Here is a 22,647-nt window from a genome sequence, read left to right on the forward strand (position 1 = left end):
CGGCACACCGGCACCCCGTCGCGCCCGGCACCCCCGCCGCCTCCGCCGCGACCGGCCCGCGGTCAGTCCGGTTCGGCCGGGGTGACGAAGCCCGACTCGTAGGCGGCGATCACCGCCTGGGTGCGGTCCCGGGCGCCGAGTTTGCCGAGGACGGCGCTGACGTGGGTCTTCACGGTCTGGACGCCCAGGTGCAGCCGGTCGCCGATCTCGGCGTTGGACAGGCCGCGGGCCATCAGCCGCAGCACCTCGCCCTCCCGGCCGGTCAGGCCGGCCCGGGCGACCGCGCCGCCGTCCGCGGCGTCCCGGGCCCGGGCGGCGGCGAGGCGGCGGATCGCGGCCGGGAACAGCAGCGTCCCGCCCCCCGCGACCAGCCGGACGGCCTGGACGACCTCGGCGGGACGGGAGCGCTTGAGCAGGAAGCCGTCCGCGCCCGCGCGCAGCGCCTCGTACACGTAGTCGTCGGCCTCGAAGGTGGTCACCACCAGGATCTTCGGCGGCCGGTCGGTGCCGCGCAGGATCGCCCGGGTCGCGGCCAGCCCGTCCAGGCCGGGCATCCGGACGTCCATCAGCACCACGTCCGGGCGCAGCGAGCGGACCAGGGCGAGCGCCTCGGCGCCGTCGGCGGCCTCGCCGACCACGTCGACGTCGGGTCGGGCGTCCAGGACGGCGCGCAGGCCGAAGCGGATCAGTTCCTCGTCGTCGACCAGCAGCACCTTGATCACCGTCACCGGCCCAACCGTAGCGGCAGCCGCACCCGCAGCAGCCAGTCCGGCCCGTCCGGCCCGGCCTCGCACTCGCCGCCGAGCAGCACCGCCCGCTCCCGCACCCCGCGCAGGCCCTTGCCGCCGCCCTTGCGTGAACTCCCGCCGCCGGTGAGGGCGTTGCGGCAGTCGAGCTCCAACACCCCGGCGCTCAGGCCGACTCGGACCCGGATCGGCGCGCCGGGCGCGTGGCGCAGCGCGTTGGTGACGCCCTCCTGGAGGATCCGGTAGGCCTCCCGGGACAGCACGCCGGGCAACTCGGCGCCCCGGACGCCGAGTCGGGCGTCGACGGCGCTGCCCGCGGCGGTCGCGGCGGCGAAGACCTCGGCGGCGCGGTCCAGTCCGGGCCGTTCGGTGGCGACGGCGTCCGGGGTCTCGCGCAGCAGCACCAGCATCCGTTCCAGGTCGTCCAGCGCCCGTCGTCCGGTGGTCTCGATCGCCTCCAACGCCCGTTCCCGGAAGGCCGGGTCGGCGACCTCGCGGGCGGCGCCCGCCTGCACGACGGTGACCGTCAGCGCGTGCCCGATCGAGTCGTGCAGTTCGCGGGCCAGCCGGTTGCGCTCCAGCAGCCGCTCGGCCCGGGCCTCGGCGACGGCCAGCCGCTCCGCCCCGGACGGTCCCAACAGCCTTACGGCCAGTGCGAGTTGGAGTCGCCCGGCGTACACCACCAGCCAGAGCAGGGCGAAGGCGGCCGGCGGTGCGAGCAGCGGCAGGTCCGCCGCCGTCCGGACGGCGAGCACCGTCGCCGCGCCGAGCAGCACGCCCAGTCCGACCCGGGCGACCAGCCAGCACGCCGTCCGTCCCCGGTCCGCCCAGCCCGCCGACGGCGCGACGCCGATCTCCTCCTCCCGCGCGGGCCCGAGCAGCAGCCGCGCCTGCACCCCCTCCCCGCGCCGCACCCCGGGCACCAGCGCGGCCAGGCACAGCAGCGGCACGTCCAGCGCCACCGCCCCCAGCACCGCCCGCCCGGTCGACACGCCCTCCGTCCCCGGGTAGACCAGCAGCACCACTCCGGCGAACACCAGCCCGACCGTCAGGTGCAGCCAGCGGGTGTACGTCACGGGGCGCAGCAGCGGGGCGAGGAGGGCGGGCATCCGGCCATCCTGCCCCACCCGGCCCGGCGGGCCCCCGGGGCGGCCGGCGCCGGGCTTGACGGTGGCGGTGATTAGCCGCCATATTACTTCCGTGCACGAGGAACCCGACCGCGAATCCGCCCAGCCGACCCTGGACCAGGCCGCCCGCCAGATCCGGCACTACGGGCTGACGGCCGACCCGCAGGCCGTCCTGGTCGCGGTCCGGCTGATGGCCACCGGGGCCCGGTTCGGCCAGGCGGCCGAGGCGCACTTCGGCCGGTTCGGCCTCTCCACCGGCCGCTACCGGCTGCTCGCCGACCTGGAGGACTGCGGCGGCGAGAAGTCGCCCTCGCGGCTGGCCGCCGGCCTCGGCGTCTCGCGGGCCACGGTGACCGGCCTGGTGGACGGGCTGGAGCGGGAGGGCCTGGTGGCCCGCCGCCCCTCCCGGGAGGACGGCCGGGCCACCGTCGTGGTGCTGACGGCGCGCGGCGCGCAGCGCCTGCGGGAGATGGCGCCCGAGCACTTCCGGCGCCTGGAGGCGGTGGTCGGCGGGCTCACCGAGGCCGAGCGCGGGACGTTCCTGGAGCTGCTGGAGCGGATCGCCCGGGGCATCGGAGCACTGACCGAGGAGTAGGGAGCCGGGGAGTCCCGCACGGTCCCGCCGGACGGCGGGACTTTTTCCCGCCCACATAGTTAGGTAGCTAATTACCATCTCCTGGAGGACCGCATGAGCAGAGACCACCGACCCCCGGACGAACCGGCCGAACCGACCGAACCGGCCGAACGGGCCGGCGGCCCGCCGCCGTTCGCGCTCTGGCGGGAGGTCGCGATGGCCTACGCCGCCCCGGCGCTGACGGCGGGCGCGGGCGCGCTCGTCGGCGGGAACGCCCAGCTGCTGCGGGCCGCCGGCACGTCGATCGCCGGCGCCTCGGCCGTGGTCGCGCTGCTGGCCGGCGGCTGGCTGCAGCTCTTCGGCCGACGCCGCCCGACCGGTCCGGCGCGCCGGGCCGCGCTGTCCCTGACGGGCGCCGCGCTCGCGGCCGCCCTCGCCTTCGCCCTCGCCCGCACCGCCCAGCACTGGCTGCCCGGATGGACCGGGCACCCCGGCGGACCGTGGCTCGACCGCCTCTCGCTCGACCTGCCGCTGTCGGCGGCGCTCGCCGCCGCGATCGTCGGCTGGCGCTGGCGCCGCCGGTTCACCACCCGACCCCTGGAGGGGAACCGATGATCATCGTGATGGGAGCCACCGGCGCGACCGGCGGCGCGCTGGTGCACGGCCTGGTCGGCGGCGCGGTGCCCTGCCGGGCCCTCAGCCGCGAACCGGACCGGCTGCGCGCCCGCCTCGGCGCGGCGGCCGGCCCCCTGGTCGAGGTCCGCGGCGCCGACGCGGCCGACCCCGGGTCGCTCCGCGCCGCGTTCCGCGGCGGACGCCAGCTCTTCCTCACCATGGAGAACGGCCCGCGGCAGGTCGAGTTCGAGCTGCGGGCGGTCGCGGCCGCCCTGGACAGCGGCATCGACCACGTCGTCAAGGTCTCCTCCCCGGCGGCCGAGCCGGACTCCCCGGTCGCGGTGGCCCGGGGCCACCACGCCGTCGAGGCCCGGCTGCGCGCGACCGGCGTCACCGCCACGGTGCTGCGCCCCTACGCGTTCATGCAGAACCTCCTGCGGCTCGGACCGGCGGTGGCCCGCGGCGGGCCGGTGACGGGGGTGACGGGCCGGACGCCGTACAACTACGTCGACTGCCGGGACGTCGGCGAGGTGGCCGCCGCCGTCCTCACCCGGCCCGAACTGGCCGGCGGGACGTACACCCTGACCGGCGCCGAGACCTGCTCCTTCGACCGGCTCGCCGAACTGCTGGGCCGGCTGCGCGGGGTACCGGTCCGCCACCTGGAGCTGACGCCGGAACAGCTGCGGGCCCGGCTGACCGCGGAGGGCGGACTGCCGGACTGGCTGGCGGACCACGTGGTGGAGATCCAGCAGCTCGCGGTCGCCCGCCCCGAGCGGCCGACCGACACCGTCGCCCGGCTGCTCGGGCGCGCCCCGCGCGGACTGGAGTCCTTCCTGACCGAGCACGCCGACGCGTTCCGCTGAGACCGGCGGGTCCGGCGGGACCGGGGTGGTCCGTCTCCCTCCCGGGAGGGAGACGGACCACCCGCGCGCGGGATCCGGCCGGCCCGGGCCGGACGGTTGACTCGGAACCGGCAACCGAAAGAGGGGAGTTCCCGTGATCGAGGTCCGCGACCTGACCAAGGCGTACGACGGGCGGACGGCCGTGGACGGCCTGACGTTCCGGATCGAGCCGGGGCGGGTGACCGGCTTCCTGGGGCCGAACGGGTCGGGCAAGTCGACGACGCTGCGGATGGTGCTGGGACTGGACCGGCCGACCTCCGGCACGGCCCTGGTGGACGGGCGGCCGTACGCCGCGCTGGACCGTCCGCTGTGCCGGGTCGGCGCGCTGCTGGACGCGCAGGCGCCGCACCCGGGCCGGACCGCCGCCGGGCACCTGCGGTGGATCGCAGCCTCGCACGCGCTGCCGGCCCGCCGGGTCGGCGAGGTGCTGGCCCGGGTCGGCCTCGCCGAGGTCGCCGACCGCCGGATCCGGACCTTCTCGCTGGGCATGCGCCAGCGCCTGGGCATCGCGGCGGCCCTGCTCGGCGACCCGGCCGCGCTGCTGCTGGACGAGCCGGTGAACGGCCTGGACGCGGAGGGCGTCCAGTGGATCCGGGAGCTGCTGCGCCGGCTCGCGGGCGAGGGCCGGGCGGTGCTGGTCTCCTCGCACCTGATGGCGGAGATGGCCGTCACCGCCGACCGCCTGGTGGTGATCGGCCGGGGCCGGCTGCTCGCCGACTCCTCCACCGGCGAGTTCCTGGCCCGGCACGGCCGCCGCCGGGTCCGGGTCCGCGCCGTCGACCCGGCCGCGCTGGCCGCCCTGCTCGCCACCGCCCACCCCGACGCGGTGCCCGTCGGCGACGGCGCGTTCGACGTCCCGGACGCCGACGCCGGACGGCTGGGCGCGCTGGCCGCCGAGCACCGTGTGGTGCTGGTCGAACTGTCCGTGACCCACGACACCCTCGCGGAGGCGTTCATCCGGATGACCACCGACACCGTCGACTACCGGGCGGTGGCGGCATGAGCGCCACGACGCACCCGCTGCGCGCCGAGTGGGCGAAGTTCGCGACCCTGCGCCCGCTGTGGGCGGCCCCGCTGCTCGCGGTGCTGCTCAGCACCGGGATCACCGCCGGCGTCCAGGGCGCGTACGGCCGCACCGACACCTCGCTGGGCGAGGACCCGATGGCGGGCCTCTCCTACGGGCTGAACTTCGGACAGGTCGCGGTCGCCTGCCTGGGCGTCCTGCTGATCGGCCAGGAGTACGCCACCGGGACGCTCGCCACCTCGCTCGCCGCCGTCCCGGACCGGCTGCGCTTCTACCGCGCCAAGCTGCTCCTCGGCACGGGCCTGGGGCTGGCGGTCGGCCTGGTCACCGTCGGCGGGCAGCTCGCCGCGACCGCCGCGACGGTGGGCTTCGACCTGTCCGCACCGGGCAGCGCGCGGGCCCTGGCCTCGGGGGTGCTCTACCACCCGCTGCTGCTCGTCCTGTGCCTGGCGCTCACCACCGTCCTGCGCAACCAGACGGCCGCCCTCGGCCTGCTCCCTCCCGCTGTCTTCCTCGGCACCACCGCCCTCGCCGCCGTCCCCGGCCTGCGCGAAGCCGCCCAGTTCCTCCCGGACCGGGCCGGCCAGTACGCCCTGCGCCTCGCCGACGCCCCGGGCACCCACTACGGCCACACCACCGGCCTCCTCCTGATGGCCGGCTGGACGGCCCTGGCGGTCCTGGCGGGGCTGCGCACCCTGCGCCGCGAGGACGCGTGAACGCGTGAACGCGGGTCCCGCCGGTGCTCTCCGGCCGCCGCGCCGCCGCCTACGCGGCCAGTCGGCAGACCAGCCGGTACGCCCCGACCCGGGCGCGGACCACCGGGCCCGCGCCGTCGCCGCCCCGGCGCAGCCACCAGCGGTGGAGCAGCGCGCCGGGGAGGGCGAGGGCCAGCAGCCAGCCGGTCTGCGCGAGGGCGAACTGCCAGCCGACCGGTCCGAGTTCGGACATCCGGCCGGGGCCGAGCGCGCCGCCGGCGAGGTGGGCGGCGAGCAGGGCGGGCGGGGCGGCGGCGAGGGCGGTCGCGGTGGCGGCGGCGGCGGTCTGGACGGGTGTCCAGCGGGTCGCGGCGCGGCCGAGCAGCAGGGCGGCGGCGACCGCCGCCGCCGCGGGGGCGGCGCAGGCGAGCAGGTGCCAGTCGGGGCCGCGGTCGGCGGGCAGCAGGGCGAGCAGCGGGAAGTCGGGGAGCGCGCCGAGCCGGGTGCCGAGTGGTCCGGCGTGGCTGTCGGCGCCGACCGCGAAGCCGACTCCGAGTGCGTAACTCGCCGACCAGACAAGTGCGTTGGGGGTGGCTGCCAGGCAGACGAGCAGCATCCCGAGCCAGTCGGCGGCGCCGCCTCCGGTCCGCTGCGCGTCCTGACCGGCGGAGCCGAGCAGGACGGCGACGGCGAGCACCGTGCCGCCGCCGGCCGTCAGGGCGAGCAGCCAGCCGGCCAGGGCCCGTCCGGCGGCCGGACCGGCGCCGTCCGGCCAGAGCGCGGGGGGCAGCGGGAGCCGGGGCAGGGCGAGCGGGCGGCCGAGTCCGGACCACAGGCCATGGCCGAGCGCGGCACCGGCCAGCAGGGCGACGGCGGCCAGATCGGGGACCGCGCGGGAGCGCAGCAGGGCCTGCGGGTCGGTGCTCCGGGCGACGGCGACGGCCGCGACCAGCAGGTACCCGGCGTACACGGTGAGCGGGGAGCGCCAGCGCACCCATCCGCGCCCCCGGGCGCGCCGGGCCTGGCGGCGGCCGGCCCGGGAGAGCAGTACGGCGGTGACGGCGGTGAGCAGCAGCGGCGCGAGGGTCACCGGCGCGGCCCCTGGGCCCCGGACGAGGGGCCCGCCGTGGCCGAGCAGCCAGATCCCGAACACGGCCCGGGCCGCGTCCCCGGCCGTGTCGTCGCCGTACGGGGCCAGCACCCACAGGCCGAACACCGGGGCGGCGACCACGGACAGGGTGAGCAGCGCGGTGCGGACGCCGGTGAGCAGGTCGGTGAGGGTGGAGCGGCTTTCCAAGTCGCTCGGCAGGCCCAGGATCGGACGGCCCATCAGCTGCGTCATGGCCCTCATGCTGCCAAGACCACCCGTTGAGGGGTGTCAACGCGCGAACCTTCGCCGTGTCCCGGATTATCAGTACATGTGCCTTTTTCCGGGACGGACCCGCCACGGAGGAGATCGGTGACCACCCCTTCGACCGCCGAGCCCGAGCCGACCACCGGAACCTCCCCCCGGGCACGCGAGGACGCCGAACTCCTGCTGCGCCGCCTCGCCCCGCGCGAGGCCGAGGCGCTGGCCCGGCTGGCCGCCGGCGACGACCTGCGCGCCGTGGCCCGGCACCTGGGCGTCGCCCCCGGCACCGCCCGCAACCACCTCAACCGGGCGATCCGCAAGCTCGGCGTCCGCAACCGCGAGGAGGCCGTCGCCCTGGTCACCGCCCTCGCCCCGGCGGCCGGGGCGACCGGCCCCGCGCCCGGGACCGCACCGGAAACCGCACCCGCACCCGCACCCGGGGCCGCACCGACGCCCGAGGCCGAGGCCGGGAGCGCGCCCGCCGAGTTCGTCGGCCCGCCGCTCCCCCCGGCGGCGACGCTCCCTCCGGCGGCGGCACTCCCCCCGGCGGCGACGCTCCCCCCGACGGCGGCGCTCCCCCCGACGGCGGCGCTCCCCCGGGAGGAGCCCGTCCCCGTGCCGGCCTCCTTCGAGGAGTTCGCCGCCCTCGTCCACGCCCGCCTGGTCCAGCAGGTGTTCCTGCTGACCGGTCACCGCCACCGCGCCGCGCACTGCGTGCACCTGGCGCTGGGCGCGGCCGGCCGCCGGTGGGCGGAGGTGGCGGCGGAGCCGGACCCGGAGGGGTGGGTGCGCCGGGAGGCGTTCGACCTGGCGCTGTCGCCGTGGCACCGGGGCGGTCCGCGGCGGGCGCACCTGCTGCGCCGGCCCCGGCGGCGGATCGCGGTCGACGCGGCGGGGGCGCCCGAGCCGCCGGAGCCGCCGCAGAAGCTGACGTCCCGTGACCGGGCGCTGGTGAAGGCGCTGCTGCGGCTGTCTCGGCCCAGGCGGCGGGCGCTGGTGCTGCACGACACGCTGGGTCTGCCGGTGGAGCTGGTCGCGGTGGAGGTGGAGTCGAGCACGGCGGCGGCGGAGCGCCGGGTGCGGGCGGCGCGGGCCGCGCTGGCCCGGGAGGTGCCGGCGCTGGTCGGCGCGGACCCGGAGGACCCGGAGTTCGCGGAGCGGCTGGCGGGTCTGCTGCACCGGGCGGCGGTGCACGGCTGCCCGGGTCCGCGGTTGCCGTCCGCCGCGCGGCTGGTCGCGGACAGCCGGCTGCACACCGGGCTGGTGACGGGCGGGGCGGCGGCGCTGACCGTGGCGGTGGGCGCGGCGGTGGTGGCCACCCTGCTGGGGGTGGGCCCGGCGGAGCTGGTGCGTCCGGAGCCGGTGCGGGCGGCGGCGTGCACCTCGGCGGGTTCGGGCAGCGCGGGCCCGGCGGCCCCGGGCGGCGCCCCGGGGCTGCGGACGCCGTGGTGCGGCCCGACGCCCGGCGTCCCGGCCCGGCTGGCCGGCCCGCCCGGACAGCTGCCGCCCCCGCCGGCCGGGGCCTCGGCGGGTCTGCCGCACCCCGACCCGTTCGCGGCCCGCCGCTCGCCGCTCGCCCCGCCCGCCGAGCGGCGTCCGCTGCCGCCGCCGCTGGCCGCCCCGTGCGGCCCGGTGGAGCCCTGCGCCCCGCCGCGCGCGCTCTGAGGCCGTCGGCGAAGCGCCGAGGCGCCGCGCCCCGTCCCGGTGGGGGACGGTGCGCGGCGCCTCGGTGTCGTACCGTTCGCTTCCGCTGACTACTGCGCGGCGGCGATCAGCTCGCGGGCCAGGCGGGCGGTCTCGGACGGCGTCTTGCCGACCTTGACGCCGGCGGCCTCCAGGGCCTCCTTCTTCGCCTGGGCGGTGCCGGAGGAGCCGGAGACGATGGCGCCGGCGTGGCCCATGGTCTTGCCCTCGGGCGCGGTGAAGCCCGCGACGTAGCCGACGACCGGCTTGGTGACGTGCTCGGCGATGTAGGCCGCGGCCCGCTCCTCGGCGTCGCCGCCGATCTCGCCGATCATGACGATCAGCTCGGTCTCCGGGTCCTCCTGGAACGCCTTGAGGGCGTCGATGTGGGTGGTGCCGATGACGGGGTCGCCACCGATGCCCACCGCGGAGGAGAAGCCGAGGTCACGGAGCTCGTACATGAGCTGGTAGGTCAGGGTGCCGGACTTCGACACCAGACCGATCTTGCCCGGGCCGGTGATGTTGGCCGGGATGATGCCCGCGTTGGACTGTCCGGGGCTGATCAGGCCGGGGCAGTTCGGGCCGATGATGCGGGTCTTGTTGCCCTTGGCGCCGGCGTGGGCCCAGAACGCGGCGGTGTCGTGCACCGGCACGCCCTCGGTGATGACCACGGCGAGCGGGATCTCGGCGTCGATCGCCTCGACCACGGCCGACTTGGTGAACGCCGGCGGGACGAAGATGACGGTGACGTCGGCGCCGGTCTTCTCGATCGCCTCGGCGACGGTGCCGAACACCGGAACCTCGGTGCCGTCCACGTCCACGGTGGTGCCGGCCTTGCGCGGGTTCACGCCGCCGACGATCTGGGTGCCGGAGGCGAGCATGCGGCGGGTGTGCTTCATGCCCTCGGAGCCGGTCATGCCCTGGACGATGACCTTGCTGTCCTTGGTAAGGAAGATAGCCATGGTGTTAAGTCCCCTTCCTTACTTGTTGGCCAGCTCGGCGGCGCGGTCAGCGGCGCCGTCCATGGTGTCCACCTGCTCGACCAGCGGGTGGTTGGCGTCGGTCAGGATCTGGCGACCGAGCTCCGCGTTGTTGCCGTCCAGGCGGACGACCAGCGGCTTGGTGACGGCCTCGCCCTTGCTCTCCAGGAGCGCGAGGGCCTGCACGATGCCGTTGGCGACCGCGTCACAGGCGGTGATGCCGCCGAAGACGTTGACGAAGACCGACTTGACGTCGGTGTCGCCCAGGATGATCTCCAGGCCGTTCGCCATCACCTCGGCGGACGCGCCGCCGCCGATGTCGAGGAAGTTGGCCGGCTTCACGCCGCCGTGGTTCTCGCCGGCGTACGCGACGACGTCCAGGGTGCTCATGACGAGGCCCGCGCCGTTGCCGATGATGCCGACCTGGCCGTCGAGCTTGACGTAGTTCAGGCCCTTCGCCTTGGCCGCGGCCTCCAGCGGGTTGGCGGCGGCCTTGTCCTCGAGCGCCTCATGCTCGGGCTGGCGGAACTCGGCGTTCTCGTCCAGGGAGACCTTGCCGTCGAGCGCGATGATCTTGCCGTCGCCGGACTTGATCAGCGGGTTGACCTCGACCAGGAGGGCGTCCTCCTTGACGAAGACGACCCAGAGCTTCTGCAGGACGTCGGCGACCTGGTCGGCGATCTCGGCCGGGAACTTCGCGGCGGCCACGATCTCGGCGGCCTTCTCCGCGGTCACGCCCTCGTTGGCGTCGACCGGGATCTTGGCGAGCGCGTCCGGGTTCTGCTCGGCCACGACCTCGATCTCCACGCCGCCCTCGACGCTGGCCATCGCCAGGAAGGTGCGGTTGGTGCGGTCGAGCAGGAAGGAGACGTAGTACTCCTCCTGGATGTCCGCGGTCTGGGCCAGCATGACCTTGTGGACGGTGTGGCCCTTGATGTCCATGCCGAGGATCGCCTCGGCCTTGGCCACGGCGTCCTGCGGGTCGGACGCGAGCTTCACGCCACCGGCCTTGCCCCGGCCACCCACCTTCACCTGAGCCTTGACGACGGCTCGGCCGCCGAAGCGCTCCGCGATGGCGGCAGCGTCTGCGGCGGTCTCGATGACATCGCCGTCAAGCACGGGTACGCCGTGCTTGGCGAAGAGGTCCCTCGCCTGGTACTCGAACAGGTCCACGTGTTTGTCCTTGTTCGTGGTCGCGGAATGTGTCTCTACGAGCGTGCCACGGCAGGATCTTCGCTGCGGGTCGTCGACACTGAGCGGGTACGCAGATGTACGGCCTTGCGGCCCACGCAGTTGCCGGGCGCATCGTCAATCAACACGCGCGTCACGTCCGCATGGCAGGTTATCCCCGGACGACCGGCGTGTTTCGCCCGGGGCCCGGTCCGCCTTGGTGAGAACCGTCACAACTGTCCCGGTCCGGGCCCCTCACCAGTGGGGGCGTGGGGCGGTGAGACCCACCACCGCTTCACCCGGACGGGTGGCCGCCGTCCCCCTCGACGGCCACCGGGCCCGGCCGCTCACCCCCGGTCCGGCACCGGCAGCGGACGCTTCTCGATCGCCGCCGCCATGATCTCCGGGAACGCGTCCGGCGTGCAGGCGAACGCCGGGGCCCCCAGCGCGGCCAGCGCCCGCGCGTGCTCGTGGTCGTACGCCGGGGCGCCCTCGTCGGACAGCGCCAGCAGGGCGATGAACTGCACCCCCGAGGCCTTCATCGCGGCGACCCGCTTCAGCATCTCGTCGCGGATCCCGCCCTCGTACAGGTCGCTGATCAGCACCACGATCGTCTCGGACGGCCGGCTGATCCTCGACTGGCAGTACGCCAGCGCCCGGTTGATGTCGGTGCCGCCGCCCAGCTGGGTCGCGAACAGCACGTCCACCGGGTCGGTCAGCTGCTCGGTCAGGTCGACCACCGAGGTGTCGAACACCACCAGCCGGGTGTCCAGGCTCGGCATCGACGCCAGCACCGCGCCGAACACCGCCGAGTGCACCACCGACGGCGCCATCGACCCGGACTGGTCGATGCACAGGATCACGTCCTTCTTCACCGCCCGCTGCGCCCGCGCGTAGCCGACCAGCCGCTCGGGGACGACCGTGCGGTACTCCGGCAGGTACCTCGACAGGTTGGCCCGGATGGTGCGGTCCCAGTCGATGTCCCGGTGCCGGGGGCGGTTCACCCGGGCGCTGCGGTCCAGCGCGCCGCCGACCGTCGAACGGGTCCGGTCGGCGAGCCGGCGCTCCAGTTCGGCGACCACCTTGCCGACCACCGTCCGGGCGGTCTCCCGGGTGGTCTCCGGCAGCGCGTGCTTCAGCGACAGCAGCGTCCCGACCAGGTGGACGTCCGGTTCGACGGCGGCCAGCATCTCCGGCTCCAGCAGCAGCCGGTCCAGGCCGAGGCGGGAGATCGCGTCCTGCTGCATCAGCCGCACCACGCTGGTCGGGAAGTACTCCCGGATGTCCCCCAGCCAGCGGGCCACCTTCGGCGCCGAACCGCCGAGACCCGCCGAGCGCTTCCCGTCCTCCCGGTACAGCGCGCCGAGCGCGCCGTCCATCGCCGCGTCCCGCCCGCTCAGCCGCACCCCGGTGCCGTCCCCGTCGGCCCCGAGCACCAGCCGCCAGCGCCGCATCCGCTCGTCGTCCTGTCGAACCGTCATCTGTGACTCCTCAACCCCCGCCCCCGTCAGGGGCGCGGGGAACTGCGCGAAGGGGAAGGGGAAGGGGAAGGGGAAGGGGGCGGCTCAGGCCGTGGCCCTGCGGTCCGTCTGGCGGGGGATCCGCGGCTGCGGGATCCGCACCCCCAGCAGCAGGGCCAGCACCTCGGTGGTCGCGTCGGCGCGCTCCTCGTCCAGCGGGGCGGCGGGGGCGGCGCTCGCCGCGGGGGCGCCGAGCGGGCCGGTGGCGACCCGGGAGCCGATGGTGTGGCGGACGCCCGTCTCCAGCGAGGAGAAGGTGCGGCGCAGCACCGGCAGCAGGTCGGTGAAGGCCTCCGGGGGGACCCCGCACAGCCAGTCGTCGAGCAGGCCGAGCAGTGTCGGGTCGTGCAGCAGCAGCGCGCCGCCGCCGGAGACGAAGCCCTCGACCCAGCCGCCCGCGTCGGCCGGTTCGGAGGCGGTGGAGAGCACCAGCCCGAGCCGGCGCCCGGCCTCCTCGGCGTCGAGCCGGCCGTCGTCCAGCAGCAGCCGCACCGCGCGGCCGCGCAGCAGCCCGGGGACGCCGGTGGCGGGGCCGCCGTGCGGTTCGCGGGCGGCCAGCGCGGCCAGCGTGCCGGCCCAGCGTTCGGCGGTGTCGCCGTCGAGCAGGGCGATCGACTGGTGGACGGCGTCGAGTTCGGCCCGGCGGGCGTGCGCGCCGTCCGCGTCGAGGCCGGTGCAGGCGGCGGGCAGGGCCACGCAGAGGCGTTCGGCGAGGCCGTGCGCGACGGCGGTGAGCGCGCTGGTGTCGGTGGCCCGGACGTCGCCGTAGCGCAGGGTGCGGACCAGCGCGGGGAGCGCGGCGGCCAGGTGCCCGGCGTCGGTGTCGAGCGCGGCGCGGTCGGCGAGCAGCCGCATCACCTCGGGCAGCGCGTCGGGCAGGTCGGCCAGCAGGCAGTGCTCGGCGAGCCCGGTCAGGGCGGTGAGCTCGGCCTCCCGGGCGTCGGCGACCGCCTTGCCGGTGGCGGCGGAACGGACGGTGGTGCCCCACTGGCCGGCCTCGACCAGGCGGACGGCGAACTCGGGCTCCCAGTGCAGCTGCCAGGTCTCCCGGAAGGTGCCGGTGGAGTTGACGCCGTCCCGGGACGGGCGGCCCCAGTGCAGGCCGAGCAGCCGCAGCCGGTGCAGCAGCCGGGAGCGCTCGACGTCGAGTTCCCTGCGCAGGTCGAGGACGAGGTCGCGGGGCGCGGCCTCCGGCTTGAGCCGCAGGGTGCGCTGCAGCCGGGCCAGGTCGCGCTGGAGCGGGACGGCGGGCACCGTGTCGGGGACCTCGCCGAGCGCGTCGCCGACCACCAGCCGTTCGCGGACCAGGGCGAGCGCGACGTCCGAGCCGTCGCACATGACGGCGCGCACCGCGTCCAGGGTCTCGGTGAGGCCGGGCAGCGGGCGGCCGCGCACCGCGGCGAGGGTCTCGGCGAGCCGGACCGCCTCGATGACGTGCGCGGAGGAGACCGGGTGGTCCTCGGCGCGGAGCAGTGCGGCGACCCTGGTCATCCAGTGGGCGACGGGCTGCTCGGGGGCGGTGAACAGGTGGTGGTACCAGCCGGGCGAGTCGATGCCCGCGCCGTAGCCGGTGTGCTGGGAGAGCCGGCGGTGCGTCCACGGCACCCAGGTCAGCTCGGTCCTGACCTTCCTGGGCAGTTCGGCGAGCAGCGCCCGGTCGTGCGCGACGGTCGGCGTGGCGGCCAGCGCGGGGACGTGCCAGGCGCCGCAGACCACGGCGATCCGCCGGTGGCCGGCCCGGCGGGCGGCCCGCAGCTGCTGGCGCATCGCGGCCTCGCGGACCAGGTCGCGCCGCTCGGCCGGGTGGTGCTCGCGCAGCGCGGTCATCGCCTCGGCGAGGGCGGCGAACGGGGCCAGCGGGTCGCCGCCGGGGGCGCGGTGCTCGACCGCGTCCTCCCACCAGGCCTCCGGGTCGGCGTGCCCGGCGGCGGCGGCGAGTTCGGCGATCGGGTCGACGGGTGCGGGCCCGGAAGCGCCCCCCGGCACTCCCGGCCCCTCCCCCTCCGCTGTCGCGCCGTCGGCGCCGGGCGCGTCGCCGTCCGCCGGGACGTCGCCGCCGGCCGGGGCGTCGCCGCCGCGCGGGCCGAGCGCGAGGCTCTGCGCGGCAGGCAGGTCGATGAACCGGACGGGCACCCCGGCGTCCAGCGCGTGGCGCAGCGCGACCCACTCGGGCGAGAACTCGGCGAACGGCCAGAACGCGGCCCGGGCCGGGTCGTCGGTGACGTGGGCGAGCAGCGCGACCGGCGGCACCATGTCCGTCCCGGCGGCGGCCGCGGCCAGCTCGTCGGCCTCCGGCGGGCCCTCGATCAGCACCGCGTCGGGGCGCAGCGCGGCCAGCGCGGCGGCGACCGCGCGGGCCGAGCCGGGGCCGTGGTGGCGCACCCCGAGCAGCGTCACGCCGGCGGCGCCCGGTGCGGCGGCGCTCACGCGGAGACCTCCCGGGCGGCCCGGTAGAAGTCCTTCCAGCCCTCGCGGTCGCGGACCACGCCCTCCACGTACTCGCGCCACACCTGCCGGTCGGCGACCGGGTCGCGGACCACGGCGCCGACGATGCCGTCCGCGACGTCGCCCGCGCGCAGCACGCCGTCGCCGAAGTGGGCGGCGAGGGCGAGGCCGTTGGTGACCACGGAGATCGCCTCGGCGGTGGAGAGCGTGCCGCTGGGGGTCTTCACCTTCGTCCGCCCGTCGGCCGTCAGGCCGCCGCGCAGCTCGCGGAAGACCGTCACCACGCGGCGGATCTCCTCGGCGCCGCCGGGCAGTTCGGGCAGGTCGAGGGAGCGGCCGAGCTGGCCGACCCGGCGGGTGACGATCTCGACCTCCTCCTCCAGGGTGGCGGGCAGCGGCAGCACGACGGTGTTGAAGCGGCGGCGCAGCGCGGAGGACAGCTCGTTGACGCCGCGGTCGCGGTCGTTGGCGGTGGCGATCACGTTGAAGCCGCGCACCGCCTGCGTCTCGGAGCCCAGCTCCGGTACGGGCAGGGTCTTCTCGGACAGGATGGTGATCAGGCTGTCCTGCACGTCCGCCGGGATGCGGGTGAGCTCCTCGACCCGGGCGATCCGGCCGTCGCGCATCGCGCGCATCAGCGGGGAGGGCACCAGCGCGTCCTCGCTGGGGCCGTGGGCGAGCAGCTGGGCGTAGTTCCAGCCGTAGCGGACGGCTTCCTCCGGGGTGCCGGCGGTGCCCTGGACGAGGAGCGTGGAGTCGCCGGAGATCGCCGCCGCGAGGTGCTCGGAGACCCAGGTCTTGGCGGTGCCGGGCACGCCGAGCAGCAGCAGCGCCCGGTCGGTGGCCAGTGTCGTGACGGCGACCTCGACCACCCGGCGCGGCCCGACGTACTTCGGCGTGATCACCGTGCCGTCGGCGAGCTCGCCGCCCAGCAGGTAGGTGGCGACCGCCCACGGCGACAGCCGCCAGCGCTCCGGCCTGGTCCGGTCGTCGTGCCGGGCGAGGGCGGCCAGCTCCTCGGCGAACGCGTCCTCGGCGTGCTGCCGCAGGACCTCGCTGGTCGTCTCGGTGGTCATCGACTGCTCCGATCTCACGGGACGTCAGGACGCCGCGCACCAGGGCGCGAAGAGGCATGCGTACGGGCACTGACCTGGGAGGACGCCCTCCCGTCCGCCCCGTACGACCTCCACTCTGCCGTCCGCCACTGACAACCGGGGGGCGTCCGGGCGGCCCTGAGGAGTTGTCAGTGCCGGCGCCTAGCGTCGTGGCCATGGAGGAACGCTGGAGCACCGAACACGTCCTTTCGCTGGCGCCCGACCCGGCCTCCCTGAAGGCCGCGGGCAAGCTCGCCGGACCGGCCCCCTGGTCGGCGACCGGCACCGGGCGGGGCGCGCTGTGGGGCCTGTGCAAGGGCAGCGGCTCCACGCCGTACCGGACGGCGGTGGAGCTCGGGACGCCCGCGTACAAGTGCAGCTGCCCGAGCCGGAAGTTCCCGTGCAAGCACGCCCTCGGGCTGCTCCTGCTGTGGGCCTCCGGCCCGGAGGCGGTCGCCGCCGGCGCCACCCCGCCGGACTGGGTGGAGGAGTGGCTGGACGGGCGGGGCCGGGCGGCCGCCGACAAGGCGGCCAAGCAGCGGGCGAAGGCCGCCGAGGCGGATCCGGAGGCGGCCCGGAAGCGGGCCGGGAGGCGTTCCGCCCGGGTCGCGGACGGCGCCCGCGAGCTGCGGCTGCGGCTGGCCGACGGCGTGCGCCGGGGCCTGGCCGACCCGGCGCCGGCCGGCGCCTGGGAGGAGGTCGCCGCCCGCATGGTCGACGCCCAGGCCCCCGGCCTGGCCGCCCGGGTCCGGGCGCTGGCCGAGGCGCCGCAGGACGAACTGCTGGAGGAGTACGCGATGCTGCACCTGCTGGCCGGTGCCTACGGCCGGATCGACACCCTGCCCGAGGACCTGGCGGCGACCGTCCGCACCCGGGTCGGCTTCACCACCGACACCGCCGAGCTGCTGGCCGGCCCGACCGTCCGGGACCGCTGGCACGTCCTGGGCAGCCGGGACACCGCGGACGACCGGCTGACCACCCGCCGGGTCTGGCTGCGCGGCGCGAAGACCGGGCGGCACGCCCTGCTGCTCGCCTTCGGCCGCCCCGGCCAGGCCCCCGACCTCGCCCTGCCCACCGGCCGCCTGCTGGAGGCCGACCTGGCCTACCACCCGGGCGTCCGCCCGCTGCGGGCCGTCCTGGGCACCCGCTACGGCGACCCGGAGCCCGCCCCGCCCGGCGCGCCGGCCGGCCTGACGCCCGCCGGGGCGCTGGCCGAGTACGGCGCCGCCGTCGCCGAGGACCCGTGGCTGGACGGCTGGCCGGCCGTGCTGGCCGACGTCGTCCCGGTCCGCACGCCGGACGGCTGGCAGCTCACCGACGGCACCCACACCCTGCCGGTACGCCGGGGTTCCTTGCCGGAGCCCGCCCTGTGGCGGCTGGCCGCGGTCTCCGCCGGCCACCCCGTCACCCTGTTCGGCGAGTGCGGCCACCGCGGCTTCGCTCCCGTCACCGCCTGGGACGCCGACCACCGGGCCGTCGCCCTGGGCTGACCCGGCCCGCCCGGCCCGCCGGTCCGGCGCCCGACCCGGCCCGCGTCCGGCCGCGCACCGCCCGGCGGCCCGTCCTCGTCGACGCCCCGGCCGCCGCCGCTCCCTGCCCGCACGCCCGCACCACCCGACGGTCCAGGACGCTCCCCGGCGCCCCTGACCCGCCGTCAACCGGAGGAAACACCATGACCCGCATCCGGCCGCGCGCCGCCGTCCGCCGCATCACCCTGCACCACGCCGCCCGCCGGGCCGCCCTGGCCAGCGGCTGGGGCCGCCGCCACCGCACCGCCGCCCACCGGCCGAACGGAGACCGGGCATGACCGCGCCCGCGCTCGCCCCCGCCGACGGCTGGGCCGAGCTGCAGGGCGCCGCCCTGCTCGGCACCGACCGCCGCCCGCTGCCCGCCCCGGACGGCCCGCTGGCGGCCGGCCTGGACCGCTCCGACCCGGCGGCCGCGCTGCTCGACCTGGCCGCCGTCGCCGCCGTCCGCCGCCGGGCGGGCGGGCTGCCCGCCCCGGCCGTCGCGGTGCCCGCGCCCGCCCCGGCCGACCCGCGGCCCGCGCTGCCGGAGAACGCCGCCCGCCGGCTGGCCGTCCTGCTCGGCACCCGCGGCGGCCACGGCAGCACCGCGAACCTCGCCGAGCTGCTCCCGCAGTGGCTGGCCACCGCCCGCGGCCGCGGCTACCGGCTGCCGCCGGCCCTCGTCCCGGCCCTGCTGGACACCGCCCGGGCCCGCTCCGAACTGCGCGCCGACGCGGTCGCGCTGGCCGGCCCGCTGGGCCGCTGGCTGGCCCCGCACAACCCGGACTGGAAGTACGTCACCCGGACCGCCGACGACCGCGAGCTCCTCGACCAGCCCGGTGAACTCCTCTGGCAGGAGGGCCTGTTCGCGGAACGCGTGACCCACCTCGGCCGGCTCCGCCGCACCGACCCGGCGGCCGGCCTGGCCCTGCTCGCCTCCACCTGGAGCACCGAACGGGCCGAGGACCGGGTGCTGTTCCTCGACTCCCTGCAGGACGGGCTCTCCACCGCGGACGAGGACTTCCTGGAGGCGGCGCTCTCCGACCGCTCCAAGAACGTCCGGGCCACCGCGGCGGAACTCCTCTCCACCCTGCCCGGCTCCGCCCTGGCCGCCCGGATGGCCGCCCGCGCCCGGGCCGCCGTCCGCCACGACGGCGACCGGCTGCACGTCACCCCGCCCACCGCCTGCGACGCCGGCATGCAGCGCGACGGCATACCGCCCAAGTCGCCCACCGGGCGCGGCGAACGGGCCTGGTGGTTCGGCGAGGTGGTCGCCGCGGCCCCGCTCGCCCTGTGGACCGCCGACACCGGCCTGACCCCCGAGCGGCTGCTCGCCCTGCCCACCGTCGACTCGCCCGACGGCGACGGCGCCGAGTGGGCCGAGGACCTCCGCGAGGCCTGGGCCCGGGCCGCCGTCCGCCAACAGGACGCCGCCTGGGCCCGGGCGCTGCTCGGCGCCCCGCCGCGGCCCGGCCGCGACACCCGCGCCCCGGGCGCCCCGGCCAAGCTGCTCGCCGTCCTCCCGCCCGCCGAACGGGCCGCCTGGACGGCCGCGTTCGTCCAGACCCACGGCCTCGGCGACGCCTTCCAGCTCCTGGGCGCCTGCGCCACCCCGTGGACGCCCCCGCTCTCCACCGCCGTCGTCGCCGCCCTCAAGCGCGCCGCGGAGCTCGGCTCCTACCCGTGGAGCCACAGCGGCGTCCTCGGCATGACCGAGCGCGCCCTCGCCCCGGAGACCGCACCCGCCGTCGAGGCGCTGGCCTCCGACACCTCCCCGGACACCGCCTGGTCCGACACCTTCACCCGCCTCGCCGGGACCCTCCGCTTCCGGCAGGCGATGCTCGCCGAACTGGCCTGAGCGGACGCGGAAGGGCCCGGAGGGACGCGGCCGCGCCGTCCCTCCGGGCCCTCGGCGGAGGCCTCAGCTCGCGGAGCGCAGGTTGCTCTCCACCCAGTCGACCACGTCCTGGGTGGAGGTCCCGGGCGTGAAGATGTCGGCGACGCCGAGGGCCTTCAGCTCGGTGATGTCCGCGTCGGGGATGATCCCGCCGCAGAAGACCTTGATGTCGGCGGCGTCGCGCTCCTTGAGGAGTTCGATGACCTTCGCGCAGAGGGTCATGTGCGCGCCCGAGAGGATGGACAGGCCGATGCCGTCCGCGTCCTCCTGGATCGCCGTGTCGACGATCTGCTCGGGGGTCTGGTGGAGGCCGGTGTAGATGACCTCCATGCCGGCGTCGCGCAGCGCCCGCGCGATGACCTTGGCACCCCGGTCGTGCCCGTCGAGTCCGGGCTTGGCGACCACGACTCGGATCGGCCCCGACACCACCATGACTGCCTCCTGCGAGCACGTTGTCCACCACCCGGCCGACCTGGTCGCGGGCCCGGTGTTAACCACTTTTAACAGATCTGAGGGGAGGGTAGCCGCCCGGCGGGGCCGCCACCCTCCCCGACTGCCGAGAGAGGGCAAAATCACAGCGCGCGGGCCCGTCCGCGCGCGGCCGTCGGAGTTCCGCGGCCGTCGGAGCGCCGGGGTCAGGGCGCCGGGGTCAGAGCTTCTCGACGGGGGCGTAGCGCAGCAGCAGCTCCTTGCGCCCGGCGGAGCCGAAGTCGACGGTCGCCCGGGCCTTGTCGCCGACGCCCTGGGTGGCGACGACGGTGCCGAGGCCGAAGCTGTCGTGGCTGACCCGGTCGCCGACGGCGAGCGCGACGACCTCCCGGTCGGTGACCGTCCGCGCGGACTTGCCCCAGCCGGCCTTCGGCGAGGCCGCCGCGTGGCCGGAGCCCCGCGAGGAACCGGACGAGCCGTAGCCGGAGCCCGACGGGGACGAGTAGCCGCGCGAGACCGGCACCGCCGCGGCGCCGGTCCGCTTCCACGCGATCAGCTTCTCGGGGATCTCCTCCAGGAAGCGCGAGGCCGGGTTGTAGGAGGGCTGCCCCCAGGCGCTGCGCAGCACCGAGCGGGTCAGGTAGAGCCGCTGCCGGGCCCGGGTGAGGCCGACGTAGGCGAGGCGGCGCTCCTCCTCCAGTTCCTTGGCCTTGTCGAGGGCCCGCATGTGCGGGAAGATCCCGTCCTCCATGCCGGTGAGGAAGACGACGGGGAACTCCAGGCCCTTGGCGGTGTGCAGGGTCATCATGGTGATGACGCCGGCGCCGTCCTCCTCGTCGGGGATCTGGTCCGAGTCGGCGACCAGCGCGACCCGCTCCAGGAAGTCGGCGAGCGAGCCGACCGGCGGGCCCTCGTCGCCCTCGGGGCGCTCGCCGGGGTCCTTCTCGTACTCGAGGGCGACCGAGGCGAGCTCCTGGAGGTTCTCCACCCGGGTCTCGTCCTGCGGGTCGGTGGAGGACTGGAGCTCGGCGAGGTAGCCGGTCTCCTCCAGGACGGCCTCCAGCACGGCGGCCGGTCCGGCGCCGGACTCGACGACCTGGCGCAGCCCGGCCAGCAGTTCGTTGAACTTCTTCACGGCGTTGGCGGAGCGGGCGGCCATCCCGTACGCCTCGTCGACCCGGCGCAGCGCGGCGGCGAAGGAGATCCGCTCGCGGGAGGCGAGGGCGTCGATCATCGCCTCGGCGCGTTCGCCGATGCCGCGCTTGGGGACGTTCAGGATCCGGCGCAGCGGGACGGTGTCCTCCGGGTTGGAGAGCACCCGCAGGTAGGCCAGGACGTCCTTGACCTCCTTGCGCTCGTAGAAGCGGACGCCGCCGACGACCTTGTAGGGCAGGCCGACCCGGATGAACACCTCCTCGAAGACCCGGGACTGGGCGTTGGTGCGGTAGAAGATCGCGACGTCGCCGGGCCGGGCGTGGCCGGCGTCGGTGAGCCGGTCGATCTCCTCGGCGATGAACTGGGCCTCGCCGTGCTCGTCGTCGGCGACGTAGCCGACGACCTGTTCGCCCTGGTCGCCGGCGGTCCAGAGGTTCTTCTTGCGGCGGTTGGTGTTGCGTTCGATGACCGAGTTCGCGGCGGTGAGGATGGTCTGGGTGGAGCGGTAGTTCTGCTCCAGCAGGATCGTCGTCGCGTTCGGGTAGTCCTCCTCGAACTGGAGGATGTTGCGGATGGTCGCGCCGCGGAAGGCGTAGATCGACTGGTCGGCGTCGCCGACCACGCACAGCTCGGCGGGCGGCACCTGGGCGAGCCGGGCCTCGACGGGGTCCAGGTAGTCGCCGTCGACGGTCATCCGGGGGGCCTGCCCGGCGGAGCCGCCGGAGAGCTCGCGGACCAGCGTGTACTGGGCGTGGTTGGTGTCCTGGTACTCGTCGACCAGGATGTGCCGGAACCGGCGCCGGTAGTGCTCCGCGACGGCCGGGAACGCCTGCAGCAGGTTGACGGTCGCCATGATGATGTCGTCGAAGTCGAGCGCGTTGGCCTCGCGCAGCCGCCGCTGGTAGAGGAAGTACGCCTCCGCGAGCTTCTTCTCGGTCTCGTTGCTCGCCTGGTCGGCGTAGGTCTCCTCGTCGATCAGCTCGTTCTTCAGGTTGCTGATCTTCGAGGTGAAGGACTTCGGCGGGAACTGCTTGGGGTCGAGGTCGAGGTCCCGGCAGACCAGGGCCATCAGGCGCTGCGAGTCGGCCGAGTCGTAGATCGAGAAGCTGGAGTTCATGCCCAGCTGCTTGGCCTCGCGGCGCAGGATCCGCACGCACGCGCTGTGGAAGGTGGAGACCCACATCGCCTTGGCGCGCGGGCCGACCAGGGCCTCGACGCGTTCGCGCATCTCGCCGGCGGCCTTGTTGGTGAAGGTGATCGCCAGGATCTCGCCGGGCTGCACGCCGCGCGCGGCCAGCAGGTGGGCGATCCGGTGGGTGAGCACCCGGGTCTTGCCGGAGCCCGCGCCGGCCACGATCAGCAGCGGCGAGCCGGCGTGCAGCACGGCCTCGCGCTGCGGGTCGTTCATGCCCTCCAGCAGCTGCGCCGGGTCGACGACGGTGCGGGCGGCGCCGTTGCGGTGCCAGGCGTCGCGCTCGGCCTCGGCGGCGTGGTCGGTGGCGAACAGCCCGTCGGGGATGTCCTCCTCGTCGTGGCCGGGGTCGTACGGGGCTTCGTCGTACGGTTCGTCCGGCGGCGGCGCCTCCTCGGCGGACCACTCTGCGGGGCGGGGGCTCGACCCGACGGCGGGGCGCTCGAAGCCGGGGAGCGGGAGGTCATCGAAGAGGCTACTCATGGCCCTTCGAGTCTATGGCCCGCCGCCGACATCCCGGGCCGGTCCGCTCGGCGCGGA

Annotated in this window: 19 protein-coding genes; 9 read left to right on the forward strand and 10 right to left on the reverse strand. The window is 76.2% G+C overall.

From position 1 onward, the window contains the following. Window positions 1–62: 62 nt before the first annotated feature. Together ACZ3J7_RS23090 and ACZ3J7_RS23095 are read right to left on the reverse strand one after the other, a co-directional pair. Complete coding sequence (locus ACZ3J7_RS23090) at window positions 63–728, reverse strand: response regulator transcription factor (protein WP_465624207.1); 666 nt, start codon at window positions 726–728, stop codon at window positions 63–65. Beyond that, entirely contained in the window at window positions 725–1,855 is a 1,131-nt protein-coding gene (locus ACZ3J7_RS23095) for a sensor histidine kinase (protein WP_465624209.1), read from the reverse strand. Before ACZ3J7_RS23095 ends, ACZ3J7_RS23090 begins: the two co-directional genes overlap by 4 nt. 91 nt (window positions 1,856–1,946) lie before the next feature. Here ACZ3J7_RS23095 and ACZ3J7_RS23100 point away from each other — a divergent pair, with 91 nt between their 5' ends. From ACZ3J7_RS23100 to ACZ3J7_RS23120, 5 genes are all read left to right on the forward strand, one after another. Then, on the forward strand, window positions 1,947–2,468 hold the full coding sequence (locus ACZ3J7_RS23100) for a MarR family winged helix-turn-helix transcriptional regulator (RefSeq protein ID WP_465624211.1): 522 nt from the start codon (window positions 1,947–1,949) through the stop codon (window positions 2,466–2,468). Between the two features lie 93 nt (window positions 2,469–2,561). Further along, the gene (locus ACZ3J7_RS23105; protein WP_465624213.1) at window positions 2,562–3,062 is read left to right on the forward strand and encodes a hypothetical protein; all 501 of its coding nucleotides are present in this window, start codon (window positions 2,562–2,564) and stop codon (window positions 3,060–3,062) included. Then, on the forward strand, window positions 3,059–3,925 hold the full coding sequence (locus ACZ3J7_RS23110) for an NmrA family NAD(P)-binding protein (RefSeq protein WP_465624215.1): 867 nt from the start codon (window positions 3,059–3,061) through the stop codon (window positions 3,923–3,925). The genes ACZ3J7_RS23105 and ACZ3J7_RS23110 overlap by 4 nt, the downstream gene beginning before the upstream one ends. Window positions 3,926–4,058: 133 nt before the next feature. Continuing rightward, entirely contained in the window at window positions 4,059–4,967 is a 909-nt protein-coding gene (locus ACZ3J7_RS23115; protein ID WP_465624217.1) for an ABC transporter ATP-binding protein, read from the forward strand. Further along, window positions 4,964–5,704, forward strand: coding sequence for an ABC transporter permease (locus ACZ3J7_RS23120; RefSeq protein WP_465624219.1), 741 nt, complete (start codon window positions 4,964–4,966; stop codon window positions 5,702–5,704). Before ACZ3J7_RS23115 ends, ACZ3J7_RS23120 begins: the two co-directional genes overlap by 4 nt. 49 nt (window positions 5,705–5,753) lie before the next feature. Here ACZ3J7_RS23120 and ACZ3J7_RS23125 read toward each other — a convergent pair whose 3' ends face one another. Then, on the reverse strand, window positions 5,754–7,025 hold the full coding sequence (locus ACZ3J7_RS23125) for a cell division protein PerM (RefSeq protein WP_465624221.1): 1,272 nt from the start codon (window positions 7,023–7,025) through the stop codon (window positions 5,754–5,756). 117 nt (window positions 7,026–7,142) lie between these two features. On the opposite strand from ACZ3J7_RS23125, the gene ACZ3J7_RS23130 reads away from it, so the two are divergent. Continuing rightward, the gene (locus ACZ3J7_RS23130) at window positions 7,143–8,699 is read left to right on the forward strand and encodes a LuxR C-terminal-related transcriptional regulator (RefSeq protein WP_465624224.1); all 1,557 of its coding nucleotides are present in this window, start codon (window positions 7,143–7,145) and stop codon (window positions 8,697–8,699) included. A gap of 89 nt (window positions 8,700–8,788) precedes the next feature. Here the strand turns inward: ACZ3J7_RS23130 and sucD are convergent, their stop codons facing one another. The 5 genes from sucD to ACZ3J7_RS23155 all read right to left on the reverse strand — a co-directional run bounded on the left by sucD (window position 8,789) and on the right by ACZ3J7_RS23155 (window position 15,908). Next, window positions 8,789–9,679, reverse strand: coding sequence for a succinate--CoA ligase subunit alpha (gene sucD, locus ACZ3J7_RS23135; protein ID WP_465624225.1), 891 nt, complete (start codon window positions 9,677–9,679; stop codon window positions 8,789–8,791). Window positions 9,680–9,697: 18 nt separating this feature from the next. Next, entirely contained in the window at window positions 9,698–10,870 is a 1,173-nt protein-coding gene (gene sucC, locus ACZ3J7_RS23140; RefSeq protein WP_465624227.1) for an ADP-forming succinate--CoA ligase subunit beta, read from the reverse strand. A 344-nt stretch (window positions 10,871–11,214) separates the two neighbouring features. Then, window positions 11,215–12,348: a VWA domain-containing protein gene (locus ACZ3J7_RS23145; RefSeq protein ID WP_465624229.1), complete on the reverse strand. Its 1,134-nt coding sequence runs from the start codon at window positions 12,346–12,348 to the stop codon at window positions 11,215–11,217. An 84-nt stretch (window positions 12,349–12,432) separates the two neighbouring features. Continuing rightward, window positions 12,433–14,814 carry a DUF5682 family protein gene (locus ACZ3J7_RS23150; RefSeq protein WP_465624231.1) on the reverse strand — a complete coding sequence of 794 codons (2,382 nt, stop codon included), beginning with the start codon at window positions 14,812–14,814 and terminating at the stop codon, window positions 12,433–12,435. After that, entirely contained in the window at window positions 14,811–15,908 is a 1,098-nt protein-coding gene (locus ACZ3J7_RS23155) for an ATP-binding protein (RefSeq protein ID WP_465624234.1), read from the reverse strand. Before ACZ3J7_RS23155 ends, ACZ3J7_RS23150 begins: the two co-directional genes overlap by 4 nt. 194 nt (window positions 15,909–16,102) lie before the next feature. Between ACZ3J7_RS23155 and ACZ3J7_RS23160 the strand changes: the two genes are divergently transcribed. The 3 genes from ACZ3J7_RS23160 to ACZ3J7_RS23170 all read left to right on the forward strand — a co-directional run bounded on the left by ACZ3J7_RS23160 (window position 16,103) and on the right by ACZ3J7_RS23170 (window position 19,292). Beyond that, entirely contained in the window at window positions 16,103–17,416 is a 1,314-nt protein-coding gene (locus ACZ3J7_RS23160; RefSeq protein WP_465624236.1) for an SWIM zinc finger family protein, read from the forward strand. 182 nt (window positions 17,417–17,598) lie between these two features. Next, window positions 17,599–17,733: a hypothetical protein gene (locus ACZ3J7_RS23165; RefSeq protein WP_255518954.1), complete on the forward strand. Its 135-nt coding sequence runs from the start codon at window positions 17,599–17,601 to the stop codon at window positions 17,731–17,733. Further along, window positions 17,730–19,292, forward strand: a complete 1,563-nt coding sequence (locus ACZ3J7_RS23170; protein ID WP_465624239.1) for a DUF5691 domain-containing protein — start codon at window positions 17,730–17,732, stop codon at window positions 19,290–19,292. Before ACZ3J7_RS23165 ends, ACZ3J7_RS23170 begins: the two co-directional genes overlap by 4 nt. Window positions 19,293–19,355: 63 nt before the next feature. On the opposite strand, the gene ACZ3J7_RS23175 is transcribed toward ACZ3J7_RS23170, so the two are convergent. Both ACZ3J7_RS23175 and pcrA read right to left on the reverse strand, forming a co-directional pair. Continuing rightward, a complete protein-coding gene (locus tag ACZ3J7_RS23175) occupies window positions 19,356–19,763 on the reverse strand; it encodes a cobalamin B12-binding domain-containing protein (RefSeq protein WP_465624242.1) in 408 nt (135 codons plus the stop codon). Between the two features lie 217 nt (window positions 19,764–19,980). Next, the gene (gene pcrA / locus ACZ3J7_RS23180; protein WP_465624244.1) at window positions 19,981–22,590 is read right to left on the reverse strand and encodes a DNA helicase PcrA; all 2,610 of its coding nucleotides are present in this window, start codon (window positions 22,588–22,590) and stop codon (window positions 19,981–19,983) included. Window positions 22,591–22,647: the final 57 nt, after the last annotated feature.

It is taken from the genome of Kitasatospora sp. NPDC015121 (assembly GCF_055562955.1).